The organism is Fontibacter flavus (assembly GCF_042432905.1).
GTDB classification, from domain to species: Bacteria; Bacteroidota; Bacteroidia; order Cytophagales; family Cyclobacteriaceae; genus Fontibacter; species Fontibacter flavus.
Map to the genome: position 1 here is coordinate 90678 of NZ_JBHLWI010000038.1, position 14869 is coordinate 105546.

At 38.0% G+C, this 14869-nt stretch carries 8 protein-coding genes; all 8 read left to right on the forward strand.

Going from position 1 to position 14869, the window contains the following annotated elements:
* The first annotated feature begins 46 nt into the window (after window positions 1-46).
* Window positions 47-661 carry a DUF1819 family protein gene (locus ACFFIP_RS14075; RefSeq protein WP_382388329.1) on the forward strand — a complete coding sequence of 205 codons (615 nt, stop codon included), beginning with the start codon at window positions 47-49 and terminating at the stop codon, window positions 659-661.
* On the forward strand, window positions 648-1235 hold the full coding sequence (locus tag ACFFIP_RS14080; RefSeq protein ID WP_382388330.1) for a DUF1788 domain-containing protein: 588 nt from the start codon (window positions 648-650) through the stop codon (window positions 1233-1235). The genes ACFFIP_RS14075 and ACFFIP_RS14080 overlap by 14 nt, the downstream gene beginning before the upstream one ends.
* On the forward strand, window positions 1232-4768 hold the full coding sequence (gene brxC / locus ACFFIP_RS14085; RefSeq protein ID WP_382388331.1) for a BREX system P-loop protein BrxC: 3537 nt from the start codon (window positions 1232-1234) through the stop codon (window positions 4766-4768). Before ACFFIP_RS14080 ends, brxC begins: the two co-directional genes overlap by 4 nt.
* A 36-nt stretch (window positions 4769-4804) precedes the next feature.
* Window positions 4805-8314 carry a BREX-1 system adenine-specific DNA-methyltransferase PglX gene (gene pglX, locus ACFFIP_RS14090; protein WP_382388332.1) on the forward strand — a complete coding sequence of 1170 codons (3510 nt, stop codon included), beginning with the start codon at window positions 4805-4807 and terminating at the stop codon, window positions 8312-8314.
* A gap of 6 nt (window positions 8315-8320) precedes the next feature.
* Window positions 8321-10837, forward strand: a complete 2517-nt coding sequence (pglZ, locus tag ACFFIP_RS14095; protein WP_382388333.1) for a BREX-1 system phosphatase PglZ type A — start codon at window positions 8321-8323, stop codon at window positions 10835-10837.
* 12 nt (window positions 10838-10849) lie between these two features.
* Window positions 10850-12874 (forward strand): BREX system Lon protease-like protein BrxL, encoded by a 2025-nt coding sequence (gene brxL, locus ACFFIP_RS14100; RefSeq protein WP_382388334.1) that lies wholly within the window; start codon window positions 10850-10852, stop codon window positions 12872-12874.
* 4 nt (window positions 12875-12878) lie between these two features.
* Entirely contained in the window at window positions 12879-14111 is a 1233-nt protein-coding gene (locus tag ACFFIP_RS14105; RefSeq protein WP_382388335.1) for a HEPN-associated N-terminal domain-containing protein, read from the forward strand.
* 123 nt (window positions 14112-14234) lie between these two features.
* Entirely contained in the window at window positions 14235-14858 is a 624-nt protein-coding gene (locus ACFFIP_RS14110; protein ID WP_382388336.1) for a hypothetical protein, read from the forward strand.
* Window positions 14859-14869 lie beyond the last annotated feature (11 nt).

Sequence of the window (14869 nt, forward strand, 5' to 3'; positions counted from 1 at the left end):
ATTTAACTGAAAGTTTATCCGATTTATTTATTAAGTTTATTAATCATTGAAAAATACATCAATCTATAAATTCTCTTTTACGGCACTGTCTCTAAAAGTAAGAGAGACCATTTCGCTTGCCCAAAAACTGAAGGATGAAAATCTCAACTTGGAGGATTTGGCACCAAAGGATTTGCCAGACCAGAGGGGAGCAACGAGTAAAAGGAAATTTCAGGAATTGATTAGGAGACTAAACCAATTATCAAAAGAGGAATTGGACTTATTGGCTGAGGGGAATCCATCTGAACAAAAACAACTTTGTTTATTGGGATTTGCTCGCTATTATAGGTTTTTCTATGAGTTTGTGACAGAGACCATGGTGGACAAAATCATGTTATTCGATTACGAATTGACCGATAGGGATATCAATTCCTTCATGAGTAGAAAGTCCATAGACCATCCTGAACTGGAGTCTTTGGCGGAGACCACAAGGAAGAAGGTAGTACAGGTGTTATGGAAAGTATTGGAGCAATCGGAATTGATTAATTCGGTAACAGATAGAAAAATCACTCCTCCTTTTTTGGAAAAAAGGGTGGAGAATTTAATTGTTAAAACCAACCCAAATGACCTTAAGGTCTTTTTGTATACAGAGGACAAAATCAAGTCACATGACAGAAACTGAACATATACATCATAAATTCTCTCACATTTTTCAGGTAGTCAGTTCGGAGAGTTTTTTGAAAATGGATGCACTGGGTGGTGAAATTCCATTTTGGATTGCCCCTTTTGAAGTGGGTGCTACCAACCTGGTCGAAATAGAAATCAAGAATCTCCAAAAAAAACTACTGGCAAAAGGGATTAAACCCTTGGTGGTGGACTTATTTGAATTGGCTGTCCAAATACTGGATGAACATGTGGGATTGGACGATGTCTTTTACATAGAAGAGGACAGTGATAAAGATTACTTCAAGGAAACACTTCAGTCCATGTTGAATATCCATGAACGTTTCATTCCTAAGATGATTGAACTGAAAAATAAGGAAAATCCTCAGGTCTTCATGATTAAGGGAGTTGGGGCGGTGTATCCATTTATCAGGTCACACAATATCCTGAACAACATTCAGGTGGCCATGAATGATATCCCAACCCTTATGTTCTTTCCTGGGGTTTACAACGGCAAATCGTTGAACCTATTTGGACAAATGATGGACGATAATTATTACCGAGCATTTAACATTGACAATTTTAAGATATGAGTGAGTTTAAAAACCTTTTTCGGAAAAACTTTTCCCGAGCGATAGAGACAGTTATCAAAGCAGATGATACTGACCATGTCTACCAAGAGGTGGATGAATATGTGGTTACCAGAGAAGTGGCCAAGAAACTCGCAGACTTTTTCGAGTCCTACAATGATTCTGATAATATCAATGGGGTATGGATTTCAGGATTCTTTGGTTCAGGTAAGTCCCACCTCTTGAAAATCTTAAGTTATGTATTGGAAAATAAATCCCTCAATGGAGACCATTTGGGAGAGTTGTTTGCCAGCAAGATTTCAGATGACCCCAAACTCAAGGGCGATATTCTGGGCAGTACCAAGAAATATAAATCGGAAAGTATCCTTTTCAATATTGACCAACAGGCACAGATAACCAACAAGACTGAGGCGAACGCCATCTTACAGGTGTTCTATAAGGTATTTTATGACCATTTGGGGTATTACGGATTCAGACCTTTCATCGCCAATTTTGAAATGTACTTGGAGAAGGAAGGGAAATATGAACGCTTTAAAGAGCAATTCGAAGCCTTGTATGGGAAACCATGGAAGGAAGGAAGAATGGATTATCCATCAAGGAGAGTCAATGATGCCGTAGCCAATTCATGTGGGTTGTTATTCGATGAACCTGCTACCAAATTTGAAAACTTACTCAGAGAGTATCGGGAAACTCAGGCCTTTTCTATTGAGGATTTTGCCCTCAAAGTCAATGCTTATATCAAATCCAAGGGGTCTAATTTCCGATTAAACTTCTTTGTGGATGAAGTGGGGCAGTACATTGCTGAGAACACCAAACTGATGTTGAATCTTCAGACCATCGCTGAATCATTAAATACCAAATGTCATGGAAATGCGTGGGTGGTGGTGACTTCTCAGGAGGATTTGGAAAATTTGGTTGGGGATGACTCAGGTTTACAATCGGATGACTTCTCCAAGATTCAAGGGAGATTTCGGGTAAGGATGCCACTCACTTCTGCTAACGTGGATGAAGTGATTGAAAAAAGATTGTTGGAAAAAGATGATACCGGTACCGAGAAACTTATACAACTCTTCAGAAGAGAAGGTGAAAATCTCAAAACTCTACTTTCTTTTTCAGAGACAGGGATGCAGTTCAAAGGATATCGGGATGAAAATGATTTTGTCAATAAGTATCCTTTTATCCCCTATCAGTTTGACCTATTCCAACAATGTATTAAAACACTTTCCCGACACAATGCCTTCCAAGGGAAACACCAATCCGTAGGCGAAAGGTCCATGTTGGGTGTATTCCAAGAAGTACTGAAAAACGCTTCCTTCAATGGACTGGATGGACTGGTTTCCTTTGACAAGATGTTTGAAGGAATCAGAGCATCCTTAAGAACAGAAGCTCAGAATTCAATTATTGTGGCAGAAAACCAATTGAGTGATGCTCCTTTTGCCCTGAAGGTATTGAAGGTACTTTTCTTGGTGAAGTATTACGATAATTTCAAAACTACTTCACGAAATATCAGTGTACTCTTATTGGATTCCATTGATGCCAATCCTACCCAACATCATGAGAAGGTAGAGAAGGCGCTGAATCTTTTGGAGCAACAGACCTATATCCAAAGAAAAGGAGAAGAATATGAATTCTTGACCGACACGGAGAAGGATGTAGAAGAGGAAATCAAGAATACAAAAATCGATGAGATTGCAGTTTCCCAATTACTGAATGAACTGATATTTGATGGAATCATTAGGGATACCAAAATCAAATACATCCAAAACAAACAGGAATTTGACTTTGCCAGAAAGGTGGATGGGGACTTGTTCGGAAGGGACAAGGAACTCAAAATTGAAATCATTACCCCTAATTCTAACAACTACAATAACTACAGTCAATTGGCGAGTTCTACACTGGCAGACCCTGGACTGATGGTGGTGAAACTTCCTGAGGACAAGCGGTTGATTATGGAAGTGAGGATGGCCTTGAAGACGGACAAGTACATCATGCAGAATAGGTCACTTTCCAATGATGATAATATCATCCGTATTCTAGCGGAAAAAGGTCAGCAAAACAGGGAGAGAAGACGCTTACTGGAAAATAACCTGAATGGTTTATTGGCCAGAGGAACATTCTACCTGGCAGGAAAAGAACATGAGGTAGGTGCAGGTTCCGATGGAAGGAATAAGGTACTGGAAGTGGCTCAGGATATCATCAAGGTAGCTTACTCCAAATTGGAGTTACTGGGTTCTGCCAATCTGGATGAAAGTCAACTTCGCCTTATCATGAGAAGTGGACAGTATGGTTTATTTGATGGAAATGAAGGAACCTTATCCGCACCTGAAAGAGAGATTGCCAACTTTATCGAAAGAAGAAAATTACAACATGATAGGACCACTTTAACTGACCTGAGAGACCACTTCTCTAAGAGGCCATACGGTTGGACACAAATGGCGGTTTGGTGTATTGTGGCTCAGTTATACAAGAGAGGCAAGATAGAAGCCAAACAGGATTCCAATTCCTTGGAGGAAAATGATTTCTTGGAGACCCTGAACAACAACAGACTTTGGGCAAACACTTTATTGGAACCGCAGGTGGAGTTCACGCCTGCTCAGGTCAAGAAGCTGAAGGATATCCATTTGGACATGTTTGATGAGACTAATACCGCTACTGAGGCCAAGGATATCGCCAGACTATTCAAGGAGAAGGTAAAGTCTTTGGAATCCGAAATCAGAGGATATCTCAATCAGTCTGCTCAATATCCTTTCCTATCCTCACTGGAAAATCTGGCCATGCTTCTGAGGAAATTAGGGAACATGGATTATGCAGATTTACTGACCAAATCCAATGATTTTGAGGATGATTTATTGGATGATAAAGAACACTATCTAGACCCAATCCGACATTTCTGGAACGGAGAACAGAAGAAGATTTTTGATAGATTACTCCAGTTTCTTCAGGGAAATCAGGCGAATTTCGATTATGTGGATACACAAGAAAGAGGATTCCTGTCAGAAGTTCGGGAAGATAAAGCACCCTATAAGGGGGATTTAATCAAACGAGCCAAGGTATCCATGGATACCTTGGAGACTAGATTGATTGGCAAAATCAAGGAAGAAAAGGATATTACCATAGAGTCCGCAAAGGAAAGAATCACTCAGATTCAGTTACAGGAAGGTTTTGGAGAACTGACTCCTGCACAACAGGAAGAAATATTGACTCCATTTAGGGATATTGTGTCTAGGGCGAAGTACCAAAACTATATCGCCAACCTGAAGGTGGACAGAGATAGATTGGGGAATTTATATACAGACCAACTCAATAAAATCGGAAACATACTGGCAAAGAATCAAGCCAAAGCCAATCCACCTGAACCAGGAACACCTGAACCTGTACCAGTAGAACATTTTATCAACATCAAAGAGGTAGAGAAAAAAGTAAAATATACCAAGGGTCAACTGAAATCAGAAGCCGATGTAGAAGAGTACATTGAATCTCTTCGAAAGGCCATGATGGAACAAATCCAACAGAACAGGAAGATTACTTTGAACTAGTACCATTTATTGTTTAACCACATTTGAATTAACAGCATGAACACCAATAACCTCAAGAAATTTGCTCAGGGAGCGAGAAAGAAATTGTTGGAACAGGTATCCGCTAAGTTGGATTATGTTCTGTCACATGATTCATCAACATTAAGGACAAAAACGGAAACCCTTAAAAGACTGAATGATGAACTCGCTTCCATGGGTAAAGATACCTTGGTGGATAAGGTAGCTTATACCTGGTTCAATAGATTGGTGGCGCTCAGGTTTATGGATGCCAATGGATTCCAACCCATGGGAATCAATGTGATTACCCCCATATCAGGTATCAGTCCGCAGATTCTGGAGGAGGCACATGCAGGACATATTCCTGAGGAACTTCCTATACGCCGAGAGGAGGTGATGGATATTCTGGACGGTAGGGTATTTTCTGTCAATCCTGATAACGATGCTTACAGAATCCTATTGGTTGCTTCCTGTAACCAACTGAGCAGTATTTTTCCTTTCCTTTTTGAAAAAATCAATGACTATACAGAACTCCTCCTTCCTGATGACTTGACCTCTTCATTCAGTATTATCAAGGATATCTTGAACGGAATGTCCGATGAAGACTGTCAGGAAGTGGAGATAATCGGATGGTTATACCAGTTTTACATTTCTGAGAAAAAAGATGAAGTCTTCGCCTCAGGTGAAAAGGTCAAAAAAGAAGATATCCCTGCTGCCACCCAACTTTTTACTCCAAGATGGATAGTGGAGTATATGGTGCAAAATACCTTGGGGAAATTGTGGTTACAGAACAAACCCAATTCCAAGCTGAGGGATTATATGCCTTACTATATCGAAAGTCCTTCAGCACAGTCTGATGATTACTTGAAGGTCAATTCTGTAGAAGAAATCACCCTCTTGGACCAAGCCTCAGGTAGTGGTCATATCTTGGTGTATGGTTTCGAACTATTCTCTAAAATTTACGAGGAAGAAGGATATGCAAGCAGTGAGATACCTCAACTGATAATCGAGAAAAACCTATTTGGGTTTGAAATCGATGAGAGAGCGGCTCAACTGGCAGGATTTGCATTGATGATGAAAGCGAGATTTTATCATAGGAGATTTTTTAGAAAGGAAGTCAAACCCAATATTCTCCATTTCCAAGACCTCAAATTAGCGGAAGAGGAAATCAAACCACTCTTCAAAGATTTGAGGATTTCTATTTCCGATGAATTGTTTCATGACCTAAAGACCATGAAACAGGCCACTAATTTTGGTTCCTTGATTCAACCCCATATCAATACAAAAACCTTGGAGGAAACCAAAAATTCATTTCAATCCAAAGTTCAAGGTGCTGATATTTTCTCCAGACCCAAGATTGAAAATTTGATTCAGACCTTGGACCAGTTAATTCTACTAAGTAGAAAATATCATTGTGTTGTGGATAATCCACCGTATATGGGGGAAAGCAAAATGAATAAAGTTTTGGGGTCTTGGGTTCGAATTAACTATCCAAAAAGTAGAGCAGACTTAATGGTATGTTTCATGGAAAGAGCAGAAGGTCAACTATTAGAAAATGGAATGGTTGCGATGATTAACCTTCCTTCTTGGATGTTTCTTTCTTCATTCGAAGAGTTTAGAAAAGAAACGATTAAGAAATTCCAAATTGATTCTTTAGTACATTTAGGTAGGGGGATTTTTGGTTCAGATTTTGGTTCAGTTACATTTACGATGAAGAAAACGTCTGGTATAAAGTCCGATGGAATATATAGAAGACTTTTTAAAAATCATGTCAAAGTAAGAAGTGTTGAAAAAATTGAAAGTCTTTACTTAGACAAGAGTTTTGGAATTTATAAGATTAACCAAGATAAATTCAAGTCAATAGCAGGAAGTCCGATAGCATATTGGGCTAGTAAAAGGGTTCAAGAGATTTTTTCTGAAAGTCAAAAGTTAATAGAAGTCGGAGATACTTTTCAAGGAATAATTACTGGGAATAATGATTTATTCCTGAGATTATGGCAAGAAGTTTCTTTAGAAAAAATCAATTTTAATGCGAGAGAATTTAATGGTATTGATGTTGATTTTCAAAATTGGATTCCATATAACAAAGGTGGGAAATTTAGGAAGTGGTATGGGAACCAAGATTACATCCTAAACTGGAAAAATAAGGGCTCTGATTTGACAAGAGGGAAAAACAGTTTTTCTAATTATTTTTTTAAAGAATACATGACATGGACATATATTAGTGCTAGTACGATTGCTACGAGATATTTTCCACCTGGTTTTTTATGGGATGTTTCAGGTTCTGGCGTATTTCCGAAAAGTCAAGAAGATATATTTTATTTTCAAAGTCTAATCGCATCTAACGTTGGGTTAATGATTCTAAAAATGATTAATCCAACAATAAATTTCCAAGTTGAAAACATTGCAGTTATTCCTATTATTTATCCAAACACGGATTCTTTAAAAAAGGAAATAATTAACCTTGTTTTTGAAAATATTGAAATAAGTAAATTAGAGTGGGACTCTAGGGAAATTTCATGGAATTTTTCAACAAACTACCTAGTCAATAAGAAAGTATCCTTGGTTGAAGAGGCTCTTGATTTATACAAATCTTTTTGGGAAATAAAATTCAAGACTTTATTTAACAATGAAGTCACTATAAATAGAATGTTTATTGAGATATATGGATTAGAAGAGGAGGTAGGTCCAGAAATTCCCCTTGAAGATATAACCATATTAAAAGAGGAATCTTATATAGAGAACAATAATCTAACTTTTAACTCTTTTGAGATAATTTCACAATTGGTAAGTTATTTTGTTGGATGTTTATTTGGAAGATTTTCATTGAACAAAGAAGGATTGTTATTAGCCAATCAAGGGGATTCTTTAGACAACTTTTTCAAAAAAGTTGGAGTGGAATCAATGTCATTTTTGCCTGATGAAGATAACATTATCCCAGTATTAGATGATGTGTGGTTTGAAGATGATATTGTTTCTCGGTTCCATGAATTTTTAAGGGTCAGTTTTGAAGAAAAGAATTTTAGAAAAAATCTTGCCTTTGTAGAAGAATGTTTAGGGAAAGATATCCGTAAATACTTTGTTAAGGATTTCTATAAAGACCATGTGAAACGGTATAATAAAAGACCTATCTACTGGTCTTTCTCTTCTCCTAAGGGACATTTCAATGCGTTGATTTATATGCACCGATATACACCTGACACCTTGAATCAGATATTGAATAATTACCTCAGGGAGTTTATAGAAAAACTTCAAGCACAGCGCAAGAACCTCCTCCATGTAGAAGTCACAGGAACCCCTGCTGAACAGAATAAAGCGAGAAAGGATATCATCAAATTGGATGAAATGATAGCCGACTGCCGTCAGTACGAAACAGATATCCTGTATCCATTGGCTACAGAACGTATCTCCATAGACTTGGATGATGGGGTTTTGGTGAACTATAATAAGTTTGGCAAGGCAGTCACCGAAGTTCAAGGTCTGAATGACAAAAAGACCAAGGATAAGGTGAAGAAGTTTGATTGGATAGATATGAGTACGATTAGGTAAGTTATCATGAATAAGGTTGAAGAAAGTTTAAATAGGTTATTTTCCAAGCATCGTATCATTACCTGGTATGATGAGGAAAAGGATTTTCAGGAGGATTTTGATTCCCTGTCTCTTTCCAATGTGGAGAAGCGGAAGGTGGGTAACAATGAGTTCTTCCTAAAGCATGAACTTTTAATCTTACATCCTACTCAGAAGTACCTGCTCTACGCTCCCTACCGAAGACCTGAAAATGAAGACAATTGGTTGTTGGATATAGAACTCAGTCATCATGTGTTCCATACCGACCAAGAGGCCATGGTCATTCAGGAATTGGATATTCCCTTGTCATTCAGAACATGGGTGAAGCGACACTTGGAGTTCTTCAAGAGTAAAGAACGGGTACAAAAACTGAAACAAAACTTAGACAAAAAGGAAACCGAAACAGGGTTGACCTTAAAGTTATTGCAGTTGGTACTGGGAGGAGAAGATGCATCCATCGATGGACTGGTGAAGTCTTATACCTTTGGATTTTTGAATGGCAAAGAAGAAAATATCAAGAAGGAGTTGACCAGATTTGGATTGAGAGAATCCTTTTGGTCATTTGTAGAAAACCAATTCAACTACAAATCTGTTAATCCATCCATATACGATTTCATTTTGGAGTCCTTCCAAAAGAGTTTTCATCCTTTATTTGGAAAGGCACAGGTAAATAATTCAGCCAAGGTCTTACTCTCTACTTGGAAGGATACCAGGTCATTTGAGGATTCATTTAAGTTATTGGCGGATAGGGTTCAGGAGGATTTGAAAATCAAAGGACTTTTGGACAAGCATCCGATAGAAGAACTGATTCAGGAAGATGTCTTTGAGGAAGTGGATAAAAGAATCATCAAAGAACTTGCCCAACATATCCAACATGAGACTCTTTCACAGGATAAGATAGAAAACTATATCAAGGTAAGGGAATCGAAGTTTTGGTATCCTCGATACAGACCTTTCTATGACACCCTGTACTACGCTTCCCAATTGGTAGAATCCGTCAAGAGGAATGCGGAAATCCAAATCAGGGATTACGAAGATGGGTTCAGGCAATATACCGATAAATGGTATCGTATGGACCAGAATTACCGATTGTTCCTTCAGAATTATCGGGAAACCAATCAGAACAATGCCCTGAATGCCCTCTATCAAAGGGTACATAAAATCTATTCCAATACATGGTTGCTAAGACTGAGTGACAAGTGGCAGGAGGTTATTGACAAGCAGAAGGAATGGTACTTTGGGGTACATTCCCAAAAGATGTTTTTCAAAAGGGATGTTCAGTCACCTTATTTGGAGAAAAAGACGAAACTCTTTGTGGTCATTTCTGATGCCCTCAGGTATGAATGTGGGATTTCACTCCATGAAGCCTTCCAGTCTCAGAGCAGATTTTCTTCCAAACTCGCCTACCAAATCACTGGACTTCCTTCTTACACCCAATTGGGAATGGCTTCACTTTTACCACACAAAACCCTGAGTTTTGGAGAAGGAGATGAAATCCTAATCGATGGGAAAAGTACCAAAGGAAGTCAACCGAGAAAGAAGGTGTTGGAAGAACACTCCAAGGTAAAAGCTACAACCATATTGGCTGAAGACTTGATGAAGATTGCTTCAAGGAGTGAAGAAGCGAAGACCTTGGTTCAGGAACATGATTTGGTCTATGTGTACCATAATAGAATTGACAAATTAGGGGATGACAAGACCCAAGAAGATAAAGTTATCGAAGCTTCAAAGGATGAAATTAATTTCCTGATGGAAGTGGTCAAAAAGATTACCAATATGAATGGGAATCATGTGGTGATTACCGCTGACCATGGATTTATCTATCAGAATGAGGTATTGGAAGAAAGTGACTTTTCCGATGCAAATGTACAAGGAGAAGTCATAAGAGATAACAGGAGATTTGTATTGGGTAGAAATCTTACCTTCAACAACAATGTAGTGAAGTTTACAGCGGAATCTCTCAGCATCAAATCCGATGATGTGGATGTACTAATTCCGAAAGGTATCAACCGACTCCGAAAACAAGGTAGTGGAAGTAGGTATGTACATGGTGGAGCTACTCTTCAGGAGGTAGTGGTGCCAGTATTATTTGTAGCAAAGAAACGGGTGGATACCGTTTCAAAAGTGGAAATCGATGTCCTGAACAAGACCAATAATCGGATTACCACAAATATCCATACCATCAAATTCTATCAAGAACAACCTGTTTCGGAGACTGTGATTGCAAGGAGTATCAAGTCTTATTTTGCCATCATTGATGGAGATGAATCCAAAAAGAAGGTAATCAGTGATGTGATAGCCCATACCTTTGATTCCGAATCCAAGAGAGCCGAAGAACGGGAAGTGGTGAAAAAATTTACCCTTTCCACCAAAGAAAAGTCAAATGCCAATACCTTTTTGGTCATTGAAGAGAAGGTAGAAGGGACTAACAAGTGGAACATGATTGCCAAGTATCCATACACTTTGAAGATAGGAATGGACAATGATTTTGATGACTTCTTATAATTAAAATGAAGTATGAAGGAACTAGATGTTTTGATTAACAGACATTTTGGGGGAAAAGTAGTCCGTAAGGATTTGACCAGTCAGGTGAAGGGAAACGCCAGTGTTCCGACATTTGTCTTGGAATACCTATTAGGTCAATATTGTGCCACAGACGATGAAGAAACCATCCAACAAGGTATCGAAACGACCAAACAAATTATTGCCAAACACTTTGTTCATAGAGATGAAGCTCAGGTCATCAAGTCAACCATACGGGAGAAAGGTTCACACAGAATCATAGACAAACTCTCAGTCAAACTCAATGACAAGGAAGACAGGTATGAAGCCAGTTTTGCCAATTTGGGTTTGAACAAAGTTCCTGTAAGAGATGAATTAGTCAAACAATACCCCAAATTGTTATCCGAGGGTGTTTGGTCATTGGTGACCATTGCCTATGTTCCTTCTGAAGAAAGAAATACACTCCCATGGGTGATTGAGTCCATCAAATTGATTCAGGTATCAAGAGCCGATTTAGATGAATACAAAGTACTCAGAAGTCAGTTTACCAAGGATGAATGGGTGGACTTGTTGATGCAATCCATAGGATTGAATCCTGACGAATTTACCTTTAGGTCCAAATTGATGGCACTGACCAGACTGGTTCCATTTGCAGAAAACAACTATAACCTGATAGAACTTGGACCCAAAGGAACAGGGAAATCCCATGTCTTTTCCGAATTGTCACCCCATGGTATCCTGATATCCGGTGGTGAAGTATCCAAGGCAAAACTATTCGTCAACAACTCCAATGGAGAGATTGGATTGGTGGGATATTGGGATGTGGTAGCCTATGATGAGTTTGCAGGAAAGACCAAAAAGGCGGACAGAGGATTGGTGGACATCATGAAAAACTACATGGCCAACAAATCCTTCTCCAGAGGAACCAATGTCTATCAAGCAGAAGCATCCATGGTATTTGTGGGAAATACAGACCATTCCGTTCCCCACATGTTGACCCATACGGACTTGTTTGATGCCTTACCAAAGGACTATTACGATACCGCATTTTTGGATAGAATCCATTGCTACCTTCCTGGTTGGGAGGTGAAGAAGTTGAGGAATGAAATGTTCACTTCCGATTATGGATTCATTGTAGACTACTTGGCTGAAATCCTGAAACAACTTCGAAAAGAAGACCATTCTCAGGACTATAAGCCTTACTATGAACTTTCATCGACCATAACCACAAGAGATAAAACCGCAATTGAGAAGACCTTTTCAGGTTTGGTCAAGGTTATCTATCCCCATGGAGTAATGGACCCTAAAGAAATCAAGGAATTGCTTGATTTTGCTATAGAAGGAAGAAAACGGGTCAAAGACCAACTTCGAAAAATGGACGAGACCTTCAATGATGAGGTGGTCAATTTTGAGTACACAACTGATAATGGGAAGGTCTTCAAGGTACAGACTTTGGAGGTTTTGGAATACGGAGACCCAAAATTGGGGATAGAAAAACAGGAGGAAGTCAAGGAAGAAGAACAGGAAGAGGCAAACACCTCCGTAGACCCCCAAAAGAAGGTCTTGGCAGGATTCCATCGTGTCATAAGGGATAATCAGACCAATGTGAGTTATAAAGGTCTATTTGGGGATTATTTGGCGGGTGCAACCCATGTCATTCTCAAAGACCCCTACATTCGATTACCCTATCAAATGAGGAACTTCATAGAGTTCTGCCGATTGATATCAGAACTAAAAGAAGAAGACCAAGAGGTCAGAATTCATTTGGTCACCAATAACAATGAAGAATACTTGGAAAACGCTAAAGGAGCCTTTGGAGAGCTGATTGATAGTTTGGCACCCATAGGGATAGACCTATCCTACGAATTCAGCGACATCCAACATGATAGAAGTATCGAACTCAACAACGGATGGAAAATCATCCTTGGAAGAGGATTAGATATCTGGCAAAAGACAGGAGGTAGGTACGATATCGCTGAGTACTATCAGGAGAAGCGGATTTGTAAGGAGTTTGAGGTGACTGTGGTGGAGAATTCATAAAATCATGGGAGACTTTCTTCAGGATATAGAACCTTTAAAATATCGGGACTTTATTGTTTGTGATAAACATGTTCATGATGAGGACTTAAAAAGTTTTATTCGAAGTAAGGGGAGACAATTTGGTGAATGTTCAATTTGCGGTGAAAACTATCAAGATTGGTCATTTGACACCCCTTTTTTAATTGATTTTACATCACTTTTTAAAACCATCAATAATTGCATAAATACAACTTATGGATATTTAGAAGAAATTCTACCTTACGATAGTGAATCAGGAGAATGGATTGGCTTACATTGGTCAACCTGGGAATTAATTAATGAAGAAATTGAAATACAATGCGATGAAGCGTTGGTTGATATGATTATTAAAGCGTTAGGAGAAGATAATTTTTGGGCAGAAACTGGAGAACATGAAGAAAGTGAATTCCTTATTTACACTTGGGAAACATTTTCAGATTTGGTTAAAAATAAAATCAGGTATCTTTTTTATGATTTTGAAGACAAAGAAAATTATAGAAGTTTAAGTAGGCCTGTTAAAATTTTAGAAGAGATTGGAAATTATATTTCTGGGCATAAAATGTTCGTAAGATTTCCATTGAATGAGGACTTATTTAATCAATCTCCGCTTTTATATAGAGCGAGACAACATAGTGACATCAAAGAGGTCACATCTTCAGAAAACATTTGTTCTCCGCCCCCTCAGCATGCCAAGTCCAATAGGTTTAGTCCTGAGGGTATCTCAATGTTTTATGGAGGGGAGTGCCCAATTACTGCAATAAAAGAAGTATTGGAAGAAAGAAAATCAGAGGATTTTTTAAGTGTTGCTGAATTTACGTGCAATAAACCTCTCACTTTGGTTGATTTAAGAAATCCAAAAACCTTTGGTTTTTTTGATGAAAATAATATCCATAATAGGCAGGCTTCTATTTTCATTAAAAGGTTCGTGGAAGAAATAACAAAACCTGTAGACTACAGAAAACAAAAGGATAGTATTGAATATATTCCCTCTCAAATCATAACCGAATATTTCAGATATGTTCTTACTAAAAAAGGACATAGGATTGATGGTATAGTTTATAGAAGCTCTAAAAATCCTGGAAAAAATTGTTTTGTGATTTTTGCAGACTCAGATTCATGTGCTGAAGAAGGTAGTCATCAGGATAACCACCTACTTCTAATGAAGAAGGATTCCATAAAAACTCAAAAAGTAGAAGATTATTTAAGAATCAATTCCTAAATTTTATTAGCTGATTTACAGCATATTAAAATTTTTTCATATAATTTTTTAAAAATGTTGTGAAAATCCCTTGCATAACATTTTTGTTGTTCCTAGATTTGTAACAACAAAATAATAGGAATCATGGATTTACTAATTGAAGTCACGAATACACCAGTCATCGAATGTTTACTCCTTCTCCTTTTGACTGGAGATGAGGGTAAAAAAATTGATTGGAATAACAGCCTAATCAAAGATTATATGACACAATATATGGAGTTGAAAGAGAAGGCTATGGCCAATGAATTCATTCAACTGGTTTTACAAAATGATTTTAAAAAGGAGGTTATTGAGGATAAGTCTTTAACCCATCTTCATATTAGGTTGGAAAAATTAAAAAAGAAACTCCTAAAGATTTATTTCACTTCATTAAAGAAGGATACTGAATTGTACAAAGATTATGAGTATATCGGTGACTTTAGTTCTCTAGTTTCCAAGCACTTTCTTCAAATGGAAAAACTGAAATTGGTGATTCAACCGGATATCCAAATCGCTACTAGTGTTCACTCCAAATCAAAAATCACTTACCTAACTGCTAGGGGATTTTGGTTAAACGAAAAAGGAAATAGAGAAAGAAAATATGTCAAATCTCTTGGTAGGTTGGATGAATTTGAAGGAGGTAAAAAAGACCCTCAGGTTTTGAAACTTGGAATAGAAAAAATACGAGAAGAAAGTCTCAAAGAGTACAACCAACAATACCCGGATTAGTGGGTTTTTTT